This is a genomic window from Neobacillus notoginsengisoli (genome assembly GCF_003515685.1).
In the GTDB taxonomy this organism is placed as follows: Bacteria; Bacillota; Bacilli; order Bacillales; family Cytobacillaceae; genus Bacillus_D; species Bacillus_D notoginsengisoli.
The window spans coordinates 88010-109605 of sequence record NZ_QWEG01000002.1; the positions used below are offsets into that span (position 1 = coordinate 88010).

26 protein-coding genes are annotated in these 21596 nt (G+C 43.8%); 6 read left to right on the forward strand and 20 right to left on the reverse strand.

What is annotated here, in order from left to right:
• Positions 1-69: 69 nt before the first annotated feature.
• Positions 70-1008: a manganese-dependent inorganic pyrophosphatase gene (locus D1B31_RS03210; protein WP_118919313.1), complete on the reverse strand. Its 939-nt coding sequence runs from the start codon at positions 1006-1008 to the stop codon at positions 70-72.
• 189 nt (positions 1009-1197) lie between these two features.
• Here D1B31_RS03210 and D1B31_RS24025 point away from each other — a divergent pair, with 189 nt between their 5' ends.
• On the forward strand, positions 1198-1350 hold the full coding sequence (locus D1B31_RS24025) for a hypothetical protein (protein ID WP_158587424.1): 153 nt from the start codon (positions 1198-1200) through the stop codon (positions 1348-1350).
• 41 nt (positions 1351-1391) lie between these two features.
• On the opposite strand, the gene D1B31_RS03215 is transcribed toward D1B31_RS24025, so the two are convergent.
• Together D1B31_RS03215 and D1B31_RS03220 are read right to left on the reverse strand one after the other, a co-directional pair.
• On the reverse strand, positions 1392-1598 hold the full coding sequence (locus D1B31_RS03215) for an OPA3 family protein (protein ID WP_118919314.1): 207 nt from the start codon (positions 1596-1598) through the stop codon (positions 1392-1394).
• 93 nt (positions 1599-1691) lie between these two features.
• Entirely contained in the window at positions 1692-2450 is a 759-nt protein-coding gene (locus D1B31_RS03220) for a peptidylprolyl isomerase (RefSeq protein ID WP_118919315.1), read from the reverse strand.
• Positions 2451-2573: 123 nt separating this feature from the next.
• Here D1B31_RS03220 and kapB point away from each other — a divergent pair, with 123 nt between their 5' ends.
• Positions 2574-2954, forward strand: a complete 381-nt coding sequence (kapB, locus tag D1B31_RS03225) for a kinase-associated lipoprotein KapB (RefSeq protein ID WP_118919316.1) — start codon at positions 2574-2576, stop codon at positions 2952-2954.
• A gap of 113 nt (positions 2955-3067) precedes the next feature.
• On the opposite strand, the gene kapD is transcribed toward kapB, so the two are convergent.
• Positions 3068-3688 carry a 3'-5' exonuclease KapD gene (gene kapD, locus D1B31_RS03230; protein WP_118919565.1) on the reverse strand — a complete coding sequence of 207 codons (621 nt, stop codon included), beginning with the start codon at positions 3686-3688 and terminating at the stop codon, positions 3068-3070.
• 204 nt (positions 3689-3892) lie between these two features.
• On the reverse strand, positions 3893-4261 hold the full coding sequence (locus D1B31_RS03235) for a hotdog fold thioesterase (protein ID WP_192894723.1): 369 nt from the start codon (positions 4259-4261) through the stop codon (positions 3893-3895).
• A 129-nt stretch (positions 4262-4390) separates the two neighbouring features.
• On the opposite strand from D1B31_RS03235, the gene D1B31_RS03240 reads away from it, so the two are divergent.
• The gene (locus tag D1B31_RS03240; RefSeq protein WP_118919318.1) at positions 4391-4573 is read left to right on the forward strand and encodes an asparagine synthase; all 183 of its coding nucleotides are present in this window, start codon (positions 4391-4393) and stop codon (positions 4571-4573) included.
• Positions 4574-4594: 21 nt separating this feature from the next.
• Here the strand turns inward: D1B31_RS03240 and D1B31_RS03245 are convergent, their stop codons facing one another.
• A complete protein-coding gene (locus D1B31_RS03245; protein ID WP_118919319.1) occupies positions 4595-5245 on the reverse strand; it encodes a DedA family protein in 651 nt (216 codons plus the stop codon).
• 186 nt (positions 5246-5431) lie between these two features.
• On the opposite strand from D1B31_RS03245, the gene D1B31_RS03250 reads away from it, so the two are divergent.
• A complete protein-coding gene (locus D1B31_RS03250) occupies positions 5432-5770 on the forward strand; it encodes a YuzC family spore coat inner layer protein (protein WP_118919320.1) in 339 nt (112 codons plus the stop codon).
• 114 nt (positions 5771-5884) lie between these two features.
• Here the strand turns inward: D1B31_RS03250 and D1B31_RS03255 are convergent, their stop codons facing one another.
• The 8 genes from D1B31_RS03255 to D1B31_RS03285 all read right to left on the reverse strand — a co-directional run bounded on the left by D1B31_RS03255 (position 5885) and on the right by D1B31_RS03285 (position 12248).
• A complete protein-coding gene (locus D1B31_RS03255; protein ID WP_118919321.1) occupies positions 5885-6076 on the reverse strand; it encodes a hypothetical protein in 192 nt (63 codons plus the stop codon).
• 231 nt (positions 6077-6307) lie between these two features.
• Positions 6308-7816: a leucyl aminopeptidase gene (locus tag D1B31_RS03260; protein ID WP_118919322.1), complete on the reverse strand. Its 1509-nt coding sequence runs from the start codon at positions 7814-7816 to the stop codon at positions 6308-6310.
• Between the two features lie 72 nt (positions 7817-7888).
• Entirely contained in the window at positions 7889-8266 is a 378-nt protein-coding gene (locus tag D1B31_RS03265; protein WP_118919323.1) for a DUF309 domain-containing protein, read from the reverse strand.
• Positions 8267-8457: 191 nt separating this feature from the next.
• Positions 8458-9177: a 3D domain-containing protein gene (locus D1B31_RS03270; protein ID WP_118919324.1), complete on the reverse strand. Its 720-nt coding sequence runs from the start codon at positions 9175-9177 to the stop codon at positions 8458-8460.
• 134 nt (positions 9178-9311) lie between these two features.
• A complete protein-coding gene (locus D1B31_RS03275; protein WP_240035146.1) occupies positions 9312-9629 on the reverse strand; it encodes a YuiB family protein in 318 nt (105 codons plus the stop codon).
• Positions 9630-9898: 269 nt separating this feature from the next.
• Positions 9899-10024, reverse strand: coding sequence for a YuiA family protein (locus D1B31_RS24030; protein ID WP_158587425.1), 126 nt, complete (start codon positions 10022-10024; stop codon positions 9899-9901).
• A gap of 183 nt (positions 10025-10207) precedes the next feature.
• Positions 10208-10696, reverse strand: coding sequence for an NUDIX domain-containing protein (locus tag D1B31_RS03280; RefSeq protein WP_118919325.1), 489 nt, complete (start codon positions 10694-10696; stop codon positions 10208-10210).
• A 334-nt stretch (positions 10697-11030) separates the two neighbouring features.
• Positions 11031-12248 carry an NAD(P)/FAD-dependent oxidoreductase gene (locus tag D1B31_RS03285; protein WP_118919567.1) on the reverse strand — a complete coding sequence of 406 codons (1218 nt, stop codon included), beginning with the start codon at positions 12246-12248 and terminating at the stop codon, positions 11031-11033.
• 446 nt (positions 12249-12694) lie between these two features.
• Between D1B31_RS03285 and D1B31_RS03290 the strand changes: the two genes are divergently transcribed.
• Positions 12695-13687, forward strand: a complete 993-nt coding sequence (locus tag D1B31_RS03290; protein WP_118919326.1) for an NAD(P)/FAD-dependent oxidoreductase — start codon at positions 12695-12697, stop codon at positions 13685-13687.
• A gap of 76 nt (positions 13688-13763) precedes the next feature.
• Here the strand turns inward: D1B31_RS03290 and erpA are convergent, their stop codons facing one another.
• Together erpA and D1B31_RS03300 are read right to left on the reverse strand one after the other, a co-directional pair.
• Positions 13764-14132: an iron-sulfur cluster insertion protein ErpA gene (erpA, locus tag D1B31_RS03295; protein WP_118919327.1), complete on the reverse strand. Its 369-nt coding sequence runs from the start codon at positions 14130-14132 to the stop codon at positions 13764-13766.
• 87 nt (positions 14133-14219) lie between these two features.
• On the reverse strand, positions 14220-14459 hold the full coding sequence (locus tag D1B31_RS03300) for a YuzB family protein (RefSeq protein ID WP_118919328.1): 240 nt from the start codon (positions 14457-14459) through the stop codon (positions 14220-14222).
• A gap of 223 nt (positions 14460-14682) precedes the next feature.
• Between D1B31_RS03300 and D1B31_RS03305 the strand changes: the two genes are divergently transcribed.
• Positions 14683-15750 (forward strand): NAD(P)/FAD-dependent oxidoreductase, encoded by a 1068-nt coding sequence (locus D1B31_RS03305; RefSeq protein WP_118919329.1) that lies wholly within the window; start codon positions 14683-14685, stop codon positions 15748-15750.
• 141 nt (positions 15751-15891) lie between these two features.
• On the opposite strand, the gene D1B31_RS03310 is transcribed toward D1B31_RS03305, so the two are convergent.
• The 4 genes from D1B31_RS03310 to D1B31_RS03325 are packed head-to-tail and all read right to left on the reverse strand — an operon-like array spanning position 15892 to position 21588.
• Positions 15892-17583, reverse strand: coding sequence for an alpha-amylase family glycosyl hydrolase (locus D1B31_RS03310; RefSeq protein ID WP_118919568.1), 1692 nt, complete (start codon positions 17581-17583; stop codon positions 15892-15894).
• 48 nt (positions 17584-17631) lie between these two features.
• Entirely contained in the window at positions 17632-18306 is a 675-nt protein-coding gene (pgmB, locus tag D1B31_RS03315; RefSeq protein WP_118919330.1) for a beta-phosphoglucomutase, read from the reverse strand.
• Positions 18307-18322: 16 nt separating this feature from the next.
• On the reverse strand, positions 18323-20551 hold the full coding sequence (locus tag D1B31_RS03320; protein WP_118919331.1) for a glycoside hydrolase family 65 protein: 2229 nt from the start codon (positions 20549-20551) through the stop codon (positions 18323-18325).
• Positions 20548-21588 carry a Gfo/Idh/MocA family protein gene (locus tag D1B31_RS03325; RefSeq protein ID WP_118919332.1) on the reverse strand — a complete coding sequence of 347 codons (1041 nt, stop codon included), beginning with the start codon at positions 21586-21588 and terminating at the stop codon, positions 20548-20550. Before D1B31_RS03325 ends, D1B31_RS03320 begins: the two co-directional genes overlap by 4 nt.
• Positions 21589-21596 lie beyond the last annotated feature (8 nt).

The following is a 21596-nucleotide window of genomic DNA, read 5'->3' on the forward strand; positions in this document are numbered from 1 at the left end:
TGCTATTGTTCAGCTGACACCAACCTCCATACGAAAAAGCCGGCCCCATAAGGAGCCGGCTCAATTACATTATTGGTTTCTTTTCATAAACGTTTCTGTCAGGATAGGGACAATCTGCTTTTTCCTTGATACAACACCTTTTAGGATAGCCGTATTGTCAACGAGCGCGACATTGTACGCCTGTTCGATTGCTTCAACATCACGGCCGACTGCCAAGGCAACTGAATCGCTTGTAAGAATATCGGTTACGACAAGCAAAAACAAATCAAGCCCCTTTTCCTCGACAACCGACGACAGTGCCGCCTGCAGCTCTGCTTTCCTGCTCATCACATCGTTCGGGTCTACAGCATTCACCTGGGCAATCTCAACTTTGCTGTCTCCCATCTGGAATTCTTTCGCGTCTAGGGAAATCAGCTGCTCAATTGTTTTATCGCTTAAGTCAGCACCAGCCTTCAACATTGCAAGGCCATAGGTCTCCACATTGACTCCCGCGATTTCAGCAAGTTCAGCCGCTGCGTCGACATCCTCCTGAGTGCATGTAGGCGATTTGAACAGCAGGGAGTCGGAAATGATAGCCGACAGCATTAACCCTGCAATGGCTTTATCTATTTCGACGCTTTTTTCCTTGTAAATTTTATTCAGGATCGTTGCAGTGCAGCCAACCGGCTCAGCCCTATAGTAGAGCGGGCCGCTTGTTTCAAAATTAGCAATCCTATGGTGGTCAATGACTTCAAGAATTTCCACACTGCCAATATCATCAACACTTTGCTGCCTCTCATTATGATCGACAAGGATCACTCCAGCCGCTTCACCGGAAACCTTTTCCACAAGGCGCGGTGCTTCAACCCTAAACGTTTTCAGTGCATGGGCAGTTTCACCGTTTATATCCCCAAGACGGACAGCTTCCGCATCCACCCCAAGCTTCTTTTTTAATTCTGCATAAGCAATCGCCGAACAAATTGAATCCGTATCAGGATTTTTATGTCCAAAAACTAAAACCTTATTCATTGTACAATCTCTCCTTGCAGGTATATGAAATGATTTGCCTCAATCATTTTACCAGTTCTATCTCTTTTTTTCTAATCCCCCTTTTAAATCGGTTTTATTCTTTTATTTTTCTTAAACAGGGAGTTATCCGGTGACTTTGAGGGCAGAATAAAACGCAATCATCCACACGGGGAAAAGAAGTGTTTTACAGTGGTTTACAAAAATTCATCACAATACCGGGTGCCAAAAGGAAAGAAAGCAAAGTACTCAGGTGTCGAGGCATCTTATGAATATACAACAGGAAATGAAATCGGTCTTGAAGAAAAATCCACTCAACAGGAACAGAAGACAGGCCGCAGGTAACAGTCTTATGAACATTCAACCAATAAAAAGGAAACAGCCGTTTAGCTGTTTCCTTCCGATTCGTCTTTTTTCATGAGCCGGTCCTCAAGTTCCTTTGCTTTCATGGCCTCTTTTTTAGAATTACGCATGATCAGCCACATCATGACGGCTGCCCCAACCATGAAAACTAAAACCCACATTGCTGCTGGGATATATTCTGATTTATCATCCGGAAAATAGAGGTTCAATGCCATGATTAATGAATCCATTTTCGTTACTTCCTCTCTCCCCTGATTTCACTTGTAGTATACCACACCAGCCACTGGCGGGCGCCAATTATGATTTTCCATTGAAATAGGAGCTTATTTCAATATCTTGATATCCTTAATCACAACATCCTTTATAGGCTTGTCCTCGTTCGGTTTGTCTTTATGGGTTTCAACCTCGGCAATTTTATCGACAACATCCATTCCTTCAATGACCTGCCCGAATACAGTGTGCTTGAAATCAAGCCAAGGAGTGCCGCCCTTTTCATATGCAGCAACAGCTTCTTCTGGATAACCCGCCGACTGCAACTGCCCTTTCATGCCCTCATCCATCGTTTTATTCTGGACGATGAAGAATTGGCTGCCGTTTGTATTGGGTCCGGAATTAGCCATCGATAAGGCCCCCCGGAAATTCAACAGGTGCTCCGAGAATTCATCCTCGAACGGTCCGCCAAAGGCACTTTCGCCACCACGCCCGGTACCCTCGGGATCACCGCCCTGAATCATGAAATTGTTAATGACCCTATGGAAAATCATGCCGTCGTAATAATCCTTTTCACTCAATTTAATAAAGTTATCAACAGTTTTCGGCGCGAGTTCTGGAAATAGCTTTATTTTTATGGAACCCATCGATGTCACCATTTCGACGAGCCGTTCATTTTCGGCCACTTCGTCTGACAGCTGTGGGAATCCCTTTACTTCAGCGGCTTGTTTTTTCTCATCTTTAACCGTTTCTTCTTTTGGAGTGTTCCCTGCTCCAGTATTTTTTTTGTCCCCCGCTTGATCGCCCGGTGTTCCGCATGCGGATAATAGGAGCATAGCGCCTGCCAAAGACGCGATTATTTTCTGTTTCATCCAAAATCCCTCCATTTTTTTCTGATGTAACCGATTCCGTAAGCTTTTGCACTTTGTTTTTCCATGTTTTTCATTCATAATCATAAGCAACAAGTCTATTTTTTGCAAAAAGGAGTGATTGGTTTGCCTGATTTTCAAAAAGGCGAGATTGTGACCGCTATTTATAAAACAGGAAAATATATAGGCGAATTTGTTGAAGAGCGGCCGAATGGCATGCTTGTCAGGGTTCTGGCCGTAATGAAGCATCCAATGCAGGGCGATCTCCACCACCCAAAGGATGCGGAGGTTGGCTTTTTCCATGAACGCCGGGCATTGGCCTTCCGGGAAGGCGCAATGATTCCAAAGCAGATGGTGAAGAAATATGAGGCGCAAGTTCCTGATTATCAGGAATCTTTGAGAGAGGCGCTTGGCAAAATGAAAACCGAACTTGAAAACGAGTCCGGGCCTTGGGCAGAAATGAGCCTCCGCAACATCGAAACACTTGATAAGGAGTACTTTAGATAAGCACATAAACGGAGGCTGACAACCCTCAGATGAAAACATCTGCCCTAAACAGATTTCAACTGATATCGCCCTAAAAACACAAAGGCCAAATCACATGATTGTGACTTGGCCTTTTAAACGAATTCATTCAAGAGCTTTGAAAAATCAACTCTGTCGCCAATCGTTGTCGGCTTCGGTTTTTCCAGATACCGTTTATCCTTCTCGACAAGCTTGAATATATTATATGTTGTTAGGGCATCATCAAGGGCCCGATGGTGCTTTCCTGTCCCCTCTTTGCCGTACTCCTGGACAGCTTTCCAAAGCCCCGTCTGGTTTTTGTCACCGAAGAACCGCTTGTACTCCATCGACAAATCAATTTCCTTTCCTTTTAAAGGAAACAGAAGTCCTGCGGCAGCGCAATTTTGCCTAAGCACCTTCATATCCATGTTTCCCCATGTAACAATCAAGTTATCCTCGTTTCTGCCCAATTCTTCGAAATACTTGACGAGTTCCACAAAAGGAATGCCTGAATCAATCTGCTGCTGGGTAATATGTAGGAATGATTTGCAACGTTCGGTCAGAATCGGAAAATGGGCTGGTACGACATAGGTCGAAAATTGTGACTGTATTTTATTATCAATCACCGAAACGACTCCGGCTTCTATGATTTCAGGAAAAAACCCTCTTGCCCTGCTGTTCCGCTCGGGCATTGTAAATTCAAAATCAATAAACAAGTGCTGCTTTTTTGCTGACAACCCATCCACTCCTCCCCCCTGCGCTCGTACTACATTATATAGAGGAACATGTACAAATAATTGTGCGTGTGCTCATTATTAAAATATTTCTTTTTATTATAGCATGGAAACACAAAAGTTTTTTAAATTTTTTAACAATATTTCCCCGCGAAAATCAGTTTTTAAAGAGAAGCACCCAAAAGAAAAAGACAGCATGCAGCTGCCTTATTTTGTTAACTTCAAAACAGCCATTGTACACCTGGAGACACAGATGAGTTTCCCTTCCTCATCCGATATTTTGATATCCCAAACTTGGGTCGACTTACCCTGGTGCAAAACGGTCGCAACTGCTTTGACCGTACCATCTTTAACTCCCCTGATGTGGTTTGCGTTTATTTCAAGCCCTGCCACGGATTCGGTCTCCTGGTCAACAAGTTCATAAGCCCCAATACTGGCCACCGTTTCCGCAAGCGCGACCGAAGCACCACCGTGCAAGATCCCAAACGGCTGGCGCGTCCTTTCGTCGACGGGCATCGTTGCCTCAACCCGTCCCTTTTCCAAAAGGGTAATGTCAATTCCCAGATTTTCAATCATCGTATTTCCTACTTCCACCTTTATCCCCGCTTTCTACGTAAAATATTTAGCGTTAATAATATTTCAACTGCTAATACTATGTATGTCCAGAATTAAACCTGGGACAAAATTCGAATGAGGTGAGCGTGGATGAATCAATTCAGGGAAGGGCTGATTCCGACTATTCTCGGCTCAGCTGTCACTGCTGCAGGCTATGCGATGACACGGAACAACGGAGTCAACAAAACAGTTGCCAATACTGTGCTTGGCTTCGGACTGGCGCACGTCGTTCTCGGAGCAATCGACCTATTCGAACACCGCAGGGAAATGTAACTGGACTTTGGCAGGCCGGCATTAATCCGGGCTGCCTTTTTGAATGGCAGAAAGCTTTGTCGGCACGAAGTGATCGTCCTCCGAAGCTTCCCTTATTTTATTTTTGCGGAAAAATTTAAAAATTGCAAATAAGAATACGATGAAAAGGATCGTAATGAGTGAAAGCTCCCCAGAAAAGTTAGGGCTAATGTGCTCTCCAAAAAGGTATCCTGCCGAAAACATGATGAAAAGCCATAATGTTGCACCGCTATAAGCAAATAAAATGAATTTCCTGAACGATAGCTTGCTGAACCCATACAGAAAAGGAATAATGGCTCTTACGCCAGGAACGAAATAACTAATTGACAAGGAAAAGGCATGGTATTTATCCATCAGCCTCAAGGAGGAAGTTATTTTTTTTGAAAAGCGCTTCTTTTTAGCAAAAAATACAAGCAGCGGCCTTCCAATCAATCTGCCGAGGAAATAACTTGTACTAACAGCAACAAGTACGCCCGCAAGCGTTGTAAAAAAAATAGGCACAACATTAGATGGTGTTTTCGAAGCGGCCATCCCGATTGTCATCATGATGATTTCGTTTGGCAACGGCAAGGTAGTGGAACCAATAAGAATCCATAAAAACAAACCGGCATATTCGCCATTTTTCAATATATCTAAAAGAAAATCAAATTCCATCCTTATTCCTCCCTTGCCACTGTTTCCTATTTTCCCATTCCCCTTTTCTGGAATCGGCAATCCTTTGGCCAACAGTATACATGCATAACATACATCATATATATGAGAGGAATTGCTTTTAAACGATTAAGACTGCTGAATCTTTTTTGCAGGGTATCTCACTATTTTCTAAAGGGATGTGGATATATGTACTATCATCGCTATCCTTACCAAAGCGGACGTGTTACTCCCCACCCGGGGGTTTTTCCTTCAGTCAATCCCGATCGGTTCATGTCTTCTGCGAGAGCATTAAGACCGGCACTTGCAGAGGCGGGGATATTGGCAAATAAAATTGCAGGCTCGAGGGACTTTTCAAAACAGATTATGGATGCTGCCCAACAGTCAAAGCCGGACGCCGTGAGGAGGTTGATTGTTTCGGCTGGCATTAGAAAAAATGTCCAAATAACATATAATCCTGACGGGGTAACAATCGACCTTGCCGAACAGGGCTGCTGTAAAGTTTCTCTATCGATGAGATGGCGTTAATCCTCCCATTGAAAGCCCCTCCCAGAACGAGATGTATATTTTAATAGTATCACACTAAAGTCGCTTTATAAAAAGAGAAGGCTGTGCCAATTAGGTCAGCCCTCTGCTTGGAGGTCAATAAAAAGGGTAGCCGTATCCGAAGCCGTACGGTTGAAAACCTACTGGCGGGTAAAACGGATACGGTGCAAATGGACGGGGAAAGAATAGCGCGCTCCCGAGCACCCCACCCAGCAAGCCGCCAATAAACGGGCCTGCAAAAAAACGCTGTTCCCCTCCGTAATAGGGTTGATTCCTCATATCATACATGCGGGTACCTCCTTCTTTATGCACTTGCCTTCCCTATTTCATATGCAATGCCGGGCATTTCTGAGTGGGCGAAGGCATTATAAAAAAGGTCAAGAACAAAGCCGGAAGTCCCGCAAAAGCTGAGGAGTGAAGCCTCGTTTTGACGGGTAACTTTCCCGACGAAAATACCCCCGGACAAAAGCGTCCAGGAGTATGATTGACAATAAGAATTTTTTTCAAGTTTCTTAACACTTATTTTGCAAGAGGCTCAAATCTTTCTACGAACAAAGCAAGGGTTCTTGTCATGACGCCAGTAGCGCCAGAAGGACCAAGATCACTGGCTTTGGATGATGTTGCCGTACCGGCGATATCAAGGTGGACCCACGGGGTACCTTCTGCAAATTCGCCGACAAACGCACCACCCATGACCGCATGGCCTTCGGAACCTGGAGAATTGTTCAGGTCTGCAATCTTGCTGCCGCGTACACGTTCAAGATCCCTCTCAAAGATGGGCAGTTGCCACATTTGTTCTCCAGCTTCATACGCAGCCTCAAGAACCTGCTCGTAAAGTGCTTCGTTATTTGTCATCGCTCCTGTCGTATGCAGGCCGAGCGCAGTAATGACGCCCCCTGTCAAGGTTGCCACATCAACAAGAACGCTTGCGCCATGGTGCTTTGCATACGTCATGGCATCGGCGAGTACGAGGCGGCCTTCCGCATCCGTGTTCAGCACCTCAATCGTCTTTCCGCTCATCGATGTAATGACATCGTCAGGCTTGAGAGCTTTGCCGCTGATCATATTGTCGGTGGATGGAATGACGGCGATAACGTTTTGCTCCGGCTTCAATTCACCGATAATTTCCATTGCCCCAAGAACCGCGGCTGCTCCGCCCATATCCGACTTCATGCCGACAATGCCGGTCTTCGTCTTAATTGAATAACCGCCTGTGTCAAACGTAATGCCCTTGCCCACAAGCCCGATCGCATCTTCCCATTCTTCTTTCCCCTGATACTTCAGGACAATCATCCGCGGTGGTTCTTCCGATCCCTGATTTACCGCTAGTAAGGCACCCATACCAAGTTTCTTGATTTCTTCAAGACCAAGAATTTCTGTTTCAAAGCCATATTTTTCGCCGAGATCCCGGGCATACTCCGCTAAATCCGCCGCCTTCAGCAAGTTCCCAGGCGTGTTGACAAGGGTCCGAGCCGAGTTCGTTCCCTGTCCATAAGCATAGCCCACCGTCAGCGCTGATCGAATGGCCTCTTCATCCTGGGTACCAGTATAGACAGTCAGGCTTCCTAGTTTCTTTTCAGGCTCGTTCGGCTTTTGCTTGTATCCTTCGAATTGATAGGTTGCAAGTGCTAATGCTTCACTAGCCGCATAAGCTGCATCCTCCGCCTCCAAATCGCCTGTAAGAAATGAATCAAGGAAAAGTGCTGCCTCTTCCTGCTTCGTGGCTTTCAGTGCCTTAAATGCCCTCCCAAGCGCTTCTCGCAGCTTATCAAATGTAAATTCCTTTTCCCGTCCAAGACCGACAAACCAGATTTTTTTTGCGCCTGAATTGCCGAAGCTATGTATTTTGCTAATTTCCTTCAGTTTACCCGAGATATCCCCGCTTTTGGCAAGCCAGTTCAGATGACCATCAAACCTCTCGTCAAGCGGTGTTAGCCCTCCATCAAATTTAATGGGCTTGTCAAACAGCCCTACAATCAAATTTTCATGGCTGGCTGAAAAATCGACTTCAGTTTTTACAGTTAACATGTTCCATCCTCCCTCATGACTATTTTTTAATTATATCGAAAAAAACGGAAATTTCATAACCTTTGACCGAGGTCATTCCTCCAGGTAGAGAAATAGCCGGGGCAGCTCCGGAAGGTTATCTACTTCTTCATAAGTCACCCTATCTATAGAACTTGGGATCAAAGCCTGGCATGCCTCGATGTAAGTAATGACCTTTTCAAGATCAAGCCCCCAGTGCTTCGGCCTATACCCTTGTAAATAATCATTGGCCGTCTGCATCATGACTCTCGCCCCCTTGATATTCCCGTAGCTGTAATGATACAAAGCCACACTCATCTGCAAAAGCCCCTTAAAAAACAGATTCCCCTTCTCTTCCATCCACATATCTTCCAGGAGATCATGGCAAGTATAATAATCACCTTCATTAAAACAAATGAAAAACTCATAGTACTCAGGCGGATAAAACTCCAAACCACTCCCCCCCTTTAAAAACCCCGCGGATTTCTCCTCTCCACAATCATATCGACTTCAGCCTTTATTTACGAGCGCCGGAGTCTTTCAAAAGGCGAGCGGCACAATTTCCTGCGAAACACTAATCAGTCCAAATCCTTAATGACAAAAACTAAAAGCCGACAGTTTGGACTGCCGGCTTTTAATGGTCTCTATTTTTTTTCTGATTTTATGTACTGCTGCCGAAATACTTGCAGTGATTCAGTTTCGTTCATGGCCTTTAGTTCTTTTTCAGTAATTTTCCCATTACCCATTTTGATAATGAACACTTCAACTTTTCTTTTGCCCCATTCCTTAAAAACTTCATCGACTGTATCATAGTAAAGGTCAAGTTTATGGCCTTTAATGGCACTTCCAGTATCCGCTACAACGCCATACCCATAGTCCGGAATAAATAGGACTGTTCCAATTGGAAAGATTCTCGGATCGGCCGCAATGGTGGAAAACAAATCACGCTTTACCTTTACTCCTGAGTATGTAATCCCATAGGCTGGATGGCTTTTATCCTTGCCGGTCGATTCGACTCCTGCCGTATAGCCTGTAGCAATGACAGATTTTTTCTTGTATTGGCTCCAATCGATTGCGTCTTCAAGCTTAGGCGGAGCCCCTGCGACTGCTTCACTTGAAGAAATAAGATGTTCACTTCTAACTGAATGCTTTATTTTCTTAAATGTCAATCCAATTGTTTTCAATTTATGGGCAAAAAAGGTTTGTAAGCTTTCATCAAATACTGGGGCTTCTTGTCCAGATCCAGCGTAGGATACGAGCGTTTTCGCTTCTACACCCGAGATGGATTGGAAAGTGGTCGATAGCGCCAGGATAAATAAAATTGCCATGGCGAATCGTTTAGCCCATGTTTTTATTAGGTTCATAAGTTTTTCACTCCTCCCAAGACAATCTTCCCCAAGTATCAGGAAAATATTCATAAAAGGAGCAAAAAAGTCATTTTACACGGGTAAATTTGCCTATACGGACATAAAAATAGCCTTTTCTACGAAAGAAAAGGCTAGAACATTTGATATCCGTTTTTCCTTAAAAGCCTAATTGCCAGGCCTGCTGCAATCGCCCCGGCCATTCCGCTTGAAAGGATGATAATATCCGCGGATGCGAGTGAACTTAGCTGGTGGCCAAGTTCTGAAAAAGCTTCCCCGCTATTTGTAAAATAGTCAATAAAGCGGACTTCATCGACAATCAATAGGACAACAATCGGATAAATAACCGCCATGACCCATGACATTCTTAGCAGCATATTCAAAAGGAAGCCGATTCCGAAAAATAAAACAAAGAATAATAACATAGAAATAACTAATTCGACAATACTCATGCACTTTCCCCCTCAGGCGCTCTAATCTAGTTTACTTAACGTTCCTGGGGGAGTCAATTAGAAAAGCGCAAGCGCCCGTTTAGCGCCGTATGGACTGGAGGGCCCCGATGGAGATAAAGGAAACACGATGAGCGAAAGCGAATCGATGTTGACTTATCGTAGCGAGGGGATCGAAGTCGTCTCGGCGCTCGGCGCTGAAGCTAGACAAATTTCACACATTCTCTTTTTCAAGAAAAGCCCATCCTGTTTATAAGCCGGGATAAACCAGTCTATTCCTTCCTTTTGCCCGAACCGCCGCAGCAAATACAGGTTTCCGATCCTCCGAGAAGCAGCTGAAAATAACCATTCCCTCCGCAATACATACAATTCTTTGCGTCCGCCTTTTTCATTTTCATTTGAATCTCTCCTTATAAAAACTCAATTTTCTGATAATATAACAGGATTATATGAAAACGAAAAGGAGGATATTCCGTCATCCTCTTTAAAGAAAGCGCATACATAAACGAATTACTTCTATATACTCGTTATTTCAACAGTATACTGAAAATCTTAAACATTTAAACTTGCCATTAGTCTCGTTAGAAAAAAAGTCTATAAGTTGTATACCCAAAATCATTACCAGGGTTCAATCCGCTTTTTCCGGGAATGCTTTGCAAGTTGCCAAGGCCGATTAAGTAATGAATCAGAATTGACGCATCCTTGTCTTCCATCAATTCTTTAGGGCTTAGGTAAGCAACGTCAACAATTTCATTTTCCTGGCGCTTGATGATGCCTCCCTCTTTTGCCTCAAGTAAAAACAGAAGCAAATTGTCGCTGAACTCCGTATTAATCACACCTGTGCGCAGCCCGATTAATCCTTTTACAACACAGTCAAGCCCCGTTTCTTCCTTTACTTCCCTTACAGCCGCTTCATCTGCTGTCTCGCCCTCATCCACAAAGCCAGCGGGAAGGGACCATTTCCCCTTCAGTCCGCCATAGCTCTTTTTTACAACAAGCCACTTGCCCTGCTCGGATATAACAAGGCCCGCAGCGCCAAGCCAGACTTTTCCGCGTTTGTTTGATGCCATTTTAGTTTCCTCCTTTCAAAAAATGCCTATATAGGTTTTTCTTTTTAGGTGAATCTTGGTTGATTTGCGCTTCACAAAGGAAAGCTTCCGAGAAAAATCATCGCAGGGACAGGCGGTTTTTGCCTGTCACGAGGCACTTCGCTTTCCGCGGGGCGTCAGTGGAGCCGAATCCCGCAGGAGTCTTCGTGCCTTCCGCTTCAATCAACCTGCTTCCTTGGCTAATTTGTGTAAAAATTAAGTTTAACGTATATATATTTACATCTTATATGTATTTTTGCGTAGAAATTTGACTAAACCATATAACGAAGGGGCAGATTGCTCTGCCCCTCAGTCATTACAGTATATTAAATTTTCCTTTTTTCAAAACAAGTCCTGCTCCTCCAACTAGGTAGAGGGAGCGGTTATCAATGACCTTCTTCATGATTGAAGCTTTGCCGCCTGTAAGCTTTTTGCCGTAAACAACGCCAATGGCATCATCTTCACCGAGTGAGCAGACTGTGCCTTTAATATCCGGCACAAAATTCTCAAGCTCTGCCTTGCCACGGACAAGCGCGGTAAGATTTTTCGCAACGACTTCCCCTTGCTGGATAGCAATTTGCGCAGTTGGCGGATAAGGCCTGTTGATTTCTTCATTAATCACCAGTGAGCAGTCGCCAATGATGAAAACATCTTCAAAACCGGGAACCCGGAGATCCGGCTGTACCTTTACACGGCCCCTCATCGCTTCAAATCCTGATTTTTCAATAACAGAGTTACCGCGGATACCGGCTGCCCAAACAACTGTTTCGGCCTTGATTTCCATCGTTTCGTTCTCGCCTTTCGAAACAATGATTCCTTCAGGTGTGCACTCTTTAATTGCGGTTCCAATCATAAATTCCACGCCTTTTTGTTCAAGGACGGCAACAGCGTAATCAACCAATTCAGGATCGAATCCGGGCAGGACTGTTGGAGCAGCTTCAACACAAATCACACGGACTTTATTGAAATCAACATCATATTCCTGACAAAGTTCCGGAATTCTGTTCCCAAGCTCGCCTAGGAATTCTATGCCGGTGAAGCCAGCTCCGCCGACAACAATCGTCAAACGCTCGTCTTTCTTTTCTTCCTCAATATTATATGTTGCGAACTGGTACTCGATATGCTCTCGGAGTTGGCGCGAGGAATTGACGTTAGTAATCCCAAATGCGAATTCCTTCAGGCCTTTTATTCCAAATGTTTCAGGCTCGCCACCTAGTGCAACCACTAAATAGTCATAGTTGATTTCGCCGTTCTCGAGAACGACTTTCTTTTCTTCTTTGTTGATTTCCATAACAGTCCCCTGAACGAAATCAACTTTATGACGATCGATGACGCTTGTAATGTCATAGCGAACACGGTCATGATGAAGTGTCCCTGCAGATGCTTCGTGAAGCCAGGTGGTTTCGTAATGATAATCATTTTTGTTTACCAATACGACCTCCGCTTCATTTACACCAAGCTGTTTTTGCAGGCGCACCGCTGTAATGAGCCCGCCGTAGCCGGCCCCAAGGATAACAATTTTAGGGATTCTCAACGCAATCACTTCCACCTTTACAATATTTTTATTCCTTGCGCTTAGCATTTGCTTTAGCTGGACCATATAGTAAAACAAAATTCAATTGAATTTTGGATTCTGCTATAGCAGCTGAAAGCAACGGAAAAGATTGTGATTTTGTTCACGATATTAGTCAAAAAAATGTGCTGATTTTGTCACAATTTAGTAACATTATTTCCATATCCCATCTTATTCTTTTTCCAATTTATTTTCAAGGAAATTATTGATTTTCCTTTCTGCTTTCAAAATATTCTATAATTCAGTCTTTTCCTTTTCCCTATTTAAAGAGTATTTAAGCAAAAAATGGGAAACATAAAATATTTATTTTCCTTTCCCTTATTTTTTACAGGGAATGGCTTGTATTGGCAAAGTTGTGGTATGATAATGTGTGGACTACCTTTACTACTTTGCTGGGGGGATACACAGTGCAAGAAGAACAAAAGGTTTATGATATTACGATCATCGGGGGAGGGCCTGTTGGCCTGTTTACAGCTTTTTACGGAGGTATGAGACAGGCTTCGGTAAAGATCATCGAGAGCCTTCCGCAGCTGGGCGGCCAGCTGTCAGCGCTTTATCCTGAGAAATACATATATGATGTGGCCGGATTTCCAAAAGTCCGCGCACAGGAATTGGTTGATAACTTAAAGGAGCAAATGGCTAAATTCAATCCTGACGTTGCGCTTGAGCAATCAGTTGAAAAAGTTGAAAAACAGGCCGACGGTATTTTCAAGCTCACAACCAATAAAGAAACACATTTTTCAAAAACCGTCATCATTACTGCAGGAAATGGCGCATTTCAGCCACGCAGGCTTGAACTTGAAAGCGCTTCGAAATATGAGGGGACAAACCTTCATTATTTCATTGATGACCTGAACCATTTTGCCGGGAAAAAAGTTGTTGTGTTCGGCGGGGGCGACTCAGCCGTCGACTGGGCCCTTATGCTCGAGCCAATTGCTGAGAAGGTAACCATTGTTCACCGCCGGGACAAGTTCCGCGCTCATGAACACAGTGTGGAAAACCTCCATAATTCCAAAGTGGAAATCAAGACTCCATTTGTTCCGGACGAATTGATCGGCGGCGATGAAATCAGCCAGGTTGTGCTTGCAAGTGTTGATGGTTCTGAAAGGGAAGTAATCGATGTTGATGCTGTGATTGTCAACTATGGCTTTGTATCTTCTCTTGGCCCTATCAAGGAATGGGGACTCGATATTGAAAAAAATTCAATTCTTGTCAATTCTAAAATGGAAACAAATGTCCCGGGGATTTATGCCGCTGGAGACATTTGCACATACGACGGAAAAGTAAAGCTGATTGCGTGCGGATTTGGTGAGGCGCCGACTGCTGTTAACAATGCGAAAGCGTTTATCGATCCTAAAGCAAGAGTCCAGCCATTGCACAGTACTTCCATGTTTGAATAAAGTGCCCGTTAAAAGTAGAATAATTTTTTACTATAACAAATGCACCGGCCATATATGCGGCCGGTGCATCTTATTCTTAATCGCACTCTTCGGGGTTTCCAACCTGCGTTGCTGTCCTGAAGGAAGAGCCGCAACCGCATGAAGCTATTGCATTCGGGTTTTCAATCGTAAATCCCCCGCCCATCAAGGATTGCTTGTAATCGATCTTTGTTCCGCTGAGAATCGCGCTGCTCTCTTTATCGACGAGAATCTGAATGCCGAACTGTTCAAGCAGGACATCTTCTTCATTTATATCCTGGTCAAACCCCATTCCATAAGAAAGGCCGCTGCAGCCGCCCCCCTTAACACTTACCCGCAGGAATGAACCTTCTTCTTCATTATGCTTCATCATATCTTTGATTTGAAGAGCTGCCGCTTCTGTCAAATTGACAACTTGACTTTCCATCCGAATCCCTCCTTTTTCTTTCCCTTACTATCAGTATATTTCAGCAAGGCATCTATTCTCAACATGTCTGCCTACTATTGGAAAAAATTAAAACATTGGGTTATCGTCCAGGTATTGATAAATATTCTCCACCAGTTCTTCCGGAGTGCTGCCTGTTACGGGATCTCCATTTACAAGTGCATATAGCGAAGAGGCACATTTTCCGCAGTATCCAAGGCATCCATACTCAATAATATCAAGGTTGGGATCCCGTTGGAGCCGCTCCCGTGCAGCCTGCGCCCCGCTAGCGAGATTGCTGATGCAAAATTCAATCATTGGTTTAATCATGGGCTCACCTCATTTATACACCACCTTATCCTACCTCTTTTCTATGCTTCAGTCAATTACCATATCTCCATCAACATTGTCAATACAATAACTGAATTTGTTGAGATATTGTCAACATTTCGATATACTCTTACTGAGCGAAAGAAAGCGTTTCATTATTATTCCGCAAAAATTTTGCCCGTACCATTTCACTATTTTTGCCACAGACAAAAGGGGAATCTTTATGACGAATTTAGTTATCCTGGGTGGAGGATACGGCGGGATGAGACTGCTTAACGAGTTACTTCCTAGCCACCTTCCTGATGATGTATCGGTCACGCTTGTCGACCGGGTTCCTTACCACTGCCTAAAGACCGAATATTATGCGCTTGCTGCCGGGACAGTCTCAGACCGAGAGCTCCGGGTTGATTTTCCTGAGCATCCTCGCCTTGCACTCCGTTACGGTGATGTAACCGGAATTCATTTGGACGACCGGCACGTTGCATTTAGTGATGGAACAAAAGTTTCTTACGATATACTCGTGATTGGTCTCGGCTGCGAGGACAAATACCACAACGTACCCGGTGCAGACCAATACACCCTCAGCATCCAAAGCATCGGAAAATCACGGCAAACTTACCAGACATTGAGCAACCTGGCTGCCGGTTCGACTGTTGGCATTGTCGGGGCTGGCCTCAGCGGAGTTGAACTTGCTAGCGAACTGACAGAAAGCAGGCCTGACCTGAAAGTAAAGCTGTTCGACAGAGGGGCCCATATCCTGTCCGATTTTCCAGACAGGCTCAGTGAGTACGTCGAGAATTGGTTCTTGCGGCACCGCGTGGAAATCGTCAACCATTCAAATATTACAAGAGTAGAAGAAAAGCTGCTTTATAACAACGATGAACCTGTCCCTTGCGATGCCATTGTTTGGACAGCAGGTATCCAGGCAAGCCATGTTGTCCGGGAACTTAAAGTGGAAAAAGATTCATTGGGCCGGCTCAAAGTGGCCCCTCACCACCATCTTCCAACGGATGAAAATGTTTTTGTTGTCGGAGATTGCGCGAGCCTTCCGCATGCCCCAAGCGCACAGCTAGCAGAAGGACAAGCAGAGCAAATCGCTGAAGTTTTGCGAAAAAGATGGAGCGGAGAAGCACTCCCTGAAACCTTCCCGCCGATTAAACTAAAGGGCGTCCTAGGCTCCCTCGGCAAAAAACAAGGATTCGGAATGATGGCCGACCATGCTATCACCGGGCGGGTCGCAAGACTATTGAAGTCGGGCGTATTATGGCTATATAAGTATCATAAAGGCTGAGCCTGCTAACAATCTATGAAAAATCCCCTCTAACTGACAGGATGATCGGGAATCACCTTGCAGGAAGAGGGGATTTTTTTGTTGTTATCATCTGGAATGTATAGTTTATATTAACTTATTCCCACACTGTGGTGGTGTACTTTACTCTTTAATCCATACGAACTCATAAGGCTTTAATTGAAGTTTATCTTCAACTTCCTTGCCAGATAGGATGTCTATCCCTTTTCGCTCAAGATGAACGGTCGTTTCTTGATGGTCGACATTCAAAATGAATAATATAGAATCACCGGTTTTGTCATTCACTCTTTCTAACGCAAATACTTTATTGCCTAAGTCAATGACCGTTTGGCTGGCAATTGGAGAAAATGCAGACTGCTGTTTTCTAATCGCGATTAAGTCAAGGAGACTATTAAATATCGTTTGTCTCCGCTTGCTCCCGGTTAATTCCCCAGCCAATTTACCAAGCTCAAGCTTTTCGCGGTTAATCCTTCGGTTGATTCCAGACTCCTCAAGCCCCTTATAATCATTCCTTGACCCTAATAGAGAATGATAATAAATTGCCGGGACACCAACTACAGACAATAGAATCGCATGGGCTGCAATGATTTTCTGGTTTTGCTGATCTTCATCGGTATCTTCCGTTTTATTTATTAATGCATCGGAATAATTGATGTTCAATTCATATACAGACTGGCTTCCATCGGGATTATTTTTATATGAAATTTTTCCGCCGTTTTCTACTACTTTGTCAACGAGCAGCTGCCTGTCTGCGTCCGTTAGTATTCCTTCTGTTGGCCGCAGCCCAATTCCATCATGGCTTGCCAAAAAGTTAAAATAGGTAGCTTTGTCTGAAACTTTATTGATTGTTTTAGCCCATGAATTTAATTTTGTCGGGTCATGGGTTGTTAAAGTAAATAATACTAATGGCGGCAAGGTAAACTGATACACCATGTGCGCTTCATTGGTTCCATCGCCAAAATAGCTAATGTTTTCAAGATGAGGAACATTCGTCTCGGTTATAATTTGCGTATTAGGTTTAAAGTACTCAAGAATCAGATTCCAAAGTTGAATAATGGCATGCGCCTCAGGCAAATGCATGCAAGTCGTTCCTGATTCTTTCCAAATGAATCCGATTGCATCGAGCCTAATACTCGTTGCTCCTTTCTGGGCATAATCCAGTAAAATATCGGTCATTTCAAGCAGGACTGGAAAATGGCCAAAATTCACATCGACCTGGTCCTCACTGAAGGTTGTCCATGCCGTTTTAGTCCCATTTTCCCCCTTGTATTCATGAAATAGCGGGGATGTCCGCGGCCTTACTACCCCTGATGCATCAAATTGGTCGTCGCGGGGGATAAAATAATTCTCAAATTCGGGATTGTCCTTTACGTATTCCTGGAACCATCCACTGGATTTTGAGATATGGTTTGCTACAAAGTCAAACATGAGCCGGTAATCATTAGACAGTCTTTTTATATCATCCCAATCCCCTAGGTCGGGATTGATTTCCCTGTAATCAGTCACAGAGAAGCCATCGTCAGAGGTATAAGGGAACATAGGCAGAATGTGGATGTCCGTAATCCCATCTTTCACATAGGTTACTAAAAACTTATGCAAAACCTCTAGAGGGCGTAATCCTTCTTCATAAAAACTATCACCGTACGTAATTAAGTATGTCGTTTTTTCAGAAACCGGGCTAGATGTTCCGAGCTTCTTGTTCTCCCATAAATCAACTAGCTTTTGAAAATCGGCAAAATAGTGCCCCTTATAGTCTTCTCCATAAATCTCTTTTAGCTTGTCAGCTATTCCTTGCAGAAGTTTTTCTTTTGTCAAGGCAACCATCCTTTAGTTACGAGTATGGGTCTGGACTTCTTCCTTCCATTACTCTCTATTTTTCCTATTAGCAAATGAGACTTTTATTAATTCCCAAACCAGCTCACTTGTATCTTTCAGCAAATAATCGGCTTCATCCAGGCTTTCGCCAACCCCGACAGCAAACATGCCAGCGGCTTTAATGGCTTGAACACCTGCGGAAGCATCTTCAATTCCAATTGACATGGAAGGGGTTGCATCGAGTCCTTCGCATGCAGTCAGGAATATTTCCGGGTCAGGTTTTGAATTTGCAATTTTTGCAGCATCCGCGCAATAATGAAATTCTTCTACCAGATTGAGAGCGTTCAATACAGTCATCGCATTTTTCGAAACCGAAGCGAGTCCAATCGGTATTCCCTCTGCTTTAATGGCCGTTAAAAGCTCTTGGACTCCCGGCAAAATATCTTTCGGAGTCAGTTGCTTTAATAGTTCGCAATAATGGCTGTTCTTTTTGGCTGCGAGCTCTTCCTTCTCTTCGCTCGTAAAATCTTCCTGGCGGTTTCCTTCTTTTAGGATGAGCTCAAGAGAATCCATTCTGCTAATCCCCTTAAGATTTTCATTAAACTTTTCATCTATGAAAATACCTAAATCTTCAGCTAGGTCTTTCCAAGCCAGATAATGATAATGAGCGGTATCTGTAATAACGCCATCCAAATCGAAAACGACAGCTTCTATCTTCCCCATATTCCCTGCAGCCCCTTTAATAATTGATTGCCAATTCAGATGATAGCTTGTATTTTTGACCACGCACGAGAATCGGCATTGGCTGGCCGGACAGCTTGTTGATTTCGATATTCCCTTGAGTCATTTTGACCCTTAATATTCTTCCTCTAAAAGCTAACGGGAAGCTTAGTTCTTTCCATTCCTTAGGCAATTTCGGATCGATCGCTAAGCCATCCTGGTCTATTTTAACATTAGCAAAGCCGAATATGGCGCTCATCCATAAAGATCCCAGGGAGGCAGCATGAATTCCTTCGTCAGAAGAATGCGGATTAGAGCCGAGATCAATCAGGCATGCTTCACTGAAAAAGCGATAGGCATCCTTCAGAATCCCAATTCTCGCCGCGACAATGGAATGAATGGCTTTACTCAAAGAGGAGTCATGAATAGTCCGTTCTTCATAGTAATGTAAATTTTCTCTGATAACTTCCTCAGAAAATAAGTCAGGAAGAAGATAAAATAGCATGACAACGTCTGCCTGCTTCAGCACTTGCAACTCGTTTACTTCACTTCGGGAATAGTCCAGTAAAATGGCCTGGCTCCCCTGTACTTCTTTATATTTGGACAAATCAATATCCGGCTTATGTAGGAAGGTGTCATCCTGCGGAATGATTTTATCGTCATTCGGCAGCGGTAGGTATAAGTGTTTCAAAAATTTCTTTACTTTTTCCTCAAAGGCCGGCTCAAGCATTTGAAACTGTTCCATATAATAAATGGCCTGTTGGACATTGAAATATGCAAGATAATTGGTGTAGGCATTATTGTCGATATGCTCCGTATATTCATCAGGGCCAATTACATCTTTTATAGACAGGCGACCATTCTCCTCTGTAGTTCTGCTAATCCAAAACAAGCTGGTTTCCCTTAATAGGGCCAAGCCTTCTTTTCTCATGAAAGCTTCATCGCCTGTCGCAAGATAATAGTGAACTACTGCAAACGCTATATCAGCAACAATATGATGTTCCGCCGCGGCTGAAGCAACTCTTTGCCGGAGGCCCGTACGAATGTTGATGGCCGCAAATTCAGGCGTTTCTTCTTTTCCTGAAAAAGCACTTTCCCATGGGAAGAGCGCTCCATCGTAGCCATTCATCCGCGCCTTTTCCTTGGCCTGTTCAATACGATCGTATCGATATTGTAATAATTTCTTTGCTTTTTCTGGTTCAGTCAGAAGATGAAATGGCTTGATAAAGATTTCTGTATCCCAGAACACATGCCCTTTGTATCCTTCACCTGTAAGACCTTTTGCCCCAACACTGAATCGTTCATCGTGGCCGGGGGTCATAATTTCCATGTGGTAAAGGGCAAAATCCAAAGCAGTTTGGTCAAAATGGTTTAACGAGTTAACTTCCACCCTTTTTTTCTTCCAAAAATCTTCCCATTGGTCCCCGGAGCTGGCCAGCAAATCGTGGTAACCTCTTCCTGCGGCTTCCTTCGCAAGCTTTACGGCTAAATTTTCTATCTTTTGGCCGGCACTCTCCTTGTCAAGAGAGGTATAAACGCTGCCGGTTTTTTCAATGATTGCTGATTCATTTGCATAAAGGACACCTTGTGATTTTGCAGTCAGTTTCCGGTTTTTTGAAAGAAAAACGGTAGTAAAACTTTCCGGAAAATCGCAACACGCAGCAATGGCTATTTTATGCCCCGATTCAGACGTTCTGTAGGTTGCAAACATTACTTTTTCATCATAAACTCTTACATTCTCTTCTACTAGATGCTGCTTCCCGAAATTCGTCTGTTGGCCATTGATCCCCGTTTCAATTTGAATATCCGCGGAATCAGCCAATGGAGTAACTGTTATTTTCGAGGCTAACAGATGAAGGTTTGCCTTTGAAACAAAACGCTGAAACTTAAAAAGGAAGCTCTTCCCTCGCCTGTTTTTCCATTTCACTTCCCTGGTCATTTCTCCGGTTTGCATATGAAGCGTTCTGTTATAGGAAAGAATCTCACCGGAAAGAAGACTAAATGGTTCACCATCGATGATCATATCCACACCGAACACATCCGGAAGGTTAACAATGTCTGAAGAATCTTCAGGATAAGCTTTATTATAAATGCCGGATACGTACATTCCCCGGACTTGCTGTGGATAGTCTTCTTCAAGAGCTGAACGGGTCCCCATGTAACCATTGCCTAGTGCCATTAAACTCGCATATTTGTTCAAACTATTTATTTTGAATTTTTCTTCATTAATCTCGTGAACTTTTTTCATAATAAAACACTATCACCTTTTTCAGCCGACTCGTATAGAGCCCCGATTAATTCCTGAATTTTATATCCTTGTTCTGCATCGGCTATCATAACTGGTTTTCCGAGGCATCTGTCAACGAATGCTTTGATACTTTTTTGATGGCGGTTAGGGTCAGCGGTTCCACGATTCAGTAAATAGGTCAATTCACCTTTCCTATCCGTATAGATTTGAGCTGGGAACAAGCTTGCTCCTGCTTCATCCCCCAAGAACTCCACGTTCATAATCGATGTTTCTTTAATATTAAGGGCAAAGGAGCTTTCGACTTGGATTAAACCGCCTTCCTCAAGTTCAATGAACCCGAAGAACGAATCTTCAACTTCGTATTTGGAAGGGTCCCATTTACCGAGAGTTCCTTCTGATTTCTTATTGCCTATTTTCCGAAACATTTTCGCAGTAACTTTTTTTACTTTCGGAAAGCCCATGACATAAAATGCGGCATCAAGCATATGGCTTCCCAAGTCAATTAAAGGACCGCCTCCTTGAAGGTCCTTGTTTGTAAAACTCCCCCACCCCGGTACTCCGCTTCTACGCAGTGCTTTTACCTTTACAGCATAAATTTCGCCTAGCGCGCCTTGCTGAACCTGTTCCTTGATCATCCCAACATCGTCCGCAAACCTGTTGTGAAAATTGTAGGCTAATATTAAATTCTTTGAGCGGGAGTATTCAAGCATTTCCTTCGCTTCCTCGGAAGTTAAAGCAGGCGGTTTTTCACACAATACATGACAACCTGCCTTCAGTGCCTGCATGACATTGCCATAGTGTAATTTATTGGGTGTACAAACACTCACTATATCGGGCTTCTCTATTTCGTACATTTCATCTGCATTCGTGTAATATCGTGGTATTCCGTTTCTTTTGGCAAATTCCCTAGCTTTGTCAATGTTATTATGATGAACGGCCGCAACGAGCTCCACATCATTCCGGGTGGCATAATAGGCAGCATGCACCTTTTCAGCAATTTGTCCGGGACCAATAATGGCCACTTTCAACTTTCTCATCGTGACGC

Coding starts and splice junctions, on each gene's coding strand:
- D1B31_RS03210 (WP_118919313.1), bottom strand. CDS start 1,008: ATGAATAAGGTTTTAGTTTTTGGACATAAAAATCCTGATACGGATTCA.
- D1B31_RS03215 (WP_118919314.1), bottom strand. CDS start 1,598: ATGGATTCATTAATCATGGCATTGAACCTCTATTTTCCGGATGATAAA.
- D1B31_RS03220 (WP_118919315.1), bottom strand. CDS start 2,450: ATGAAACAGAAAATAATCGCGTCTTTGGCAGGCGCTATGCTCCTATTA.
- D1B31_RS03235 (WP_192894723.1), bottom strand. CDS start 4,261: ATGATTGAAAATCTGGGAATTGACATTACCCTTTTGGAAAAGGGACGG.
- D1B31_RS03240 (WP_118919318.1), top strand. CDS start 4,391: ATGAATCAATTCAGGGAAGGGCTGATTCCGACTATTCTCGGCTCAGCT.
- D1B31_RS03245 (WP_118919319.1), bottom strand. CDS start 5,245: ATGGAATTTGATTTTCTTTTAGATATATTGAAAAATGGCGAATATGCC.
- D1B31_RS03250 (WP_118919320.1), top strand. CDS start 5,432: ATGTACTATCATCGCTATCCTTACCAAAGCGGACGTGTTACTCCCCAC.
- D1B31_RS03255 (WP_118919321.1), bottom strand. CDS start 6,076: ATGTATGATATGAGGAATCAACCCTATTACGGAGGGGAACAGCGTTTT.
- D1B31_RS03260 (WP_118919322.1), bottom strand. CDS start 7,816: ATGTTAACTGTAAAAACTGAAGTCGATTTTTCAGCCAGCCATGAAAAT.
- D1B31_RS03270 (WP_118919324.1), bottom strand. CDS start 9,177: ATGAACCTAATAAAAACATGGGCTAAACGATTCGCCATGGCAATTTTA.
- D1B31_RS03275 (WP_240035146.1), bottom strand. CDS start 9,629: ATGAGTATTGTCGAATTAGTTATTTCTATGTTATTATTCTTTGTTTTA.
- D1B31_RS24030 (WP_158587425.1), bottom strand. CDS start 10,024: ATGAAAATGAAAAAGGCGGACGCAAAGAATTGTATGTATTGCGGAGGG.
- D1B31_RS03280 (WP_118919325.1), bottom strand. CDS start 10,696: ATGGCATCAAACAAACGCGGAAAAGTCTGGCTTGGCGCTGCGGGCCTT.
- erpA (WP_118919327.1), bottom strand. CDS start 14,132: ATGGAAAGTCAAGTTGTCAATTTGACAGAAGCGGCAGCTCTTCAAATC.
- D1B31_RS03300 (WP_118919328.1), bottom strand. CDS start 14,459: ATGATTAAACCAATGATTGAATTTTGCATCAGCAATCTCGCTAGCGGG.
- D1B31_RS03305 (WP_118919329.1), top strand. CDS start 14,683: ATGACGAATTTAGTTATCCTGGGTGGAGGATACGGCGGGATGAGACTG.
- pgmB (WP_118919330.1), bottom strand. CDS start 18,306: ATGGGGAAGATAGAAGCTGTCGTTTTCGATTTGGATGGCGTTATTACA.
- D1B31_RS03320 (WP_118919331.1), bottom strand. CDS start 20,551: ATGAAAAAAGTTCACGAGATTAATGAAGAAAAATTCAAAATAAATAGT.
- D1B31_RS03325 (WP_118919332.1), bottom strand. CDS start 21,588: ATGAGAAAGTTGAAAGTGGCCATTATTGGTCCCGGACAAATTGCTGAA.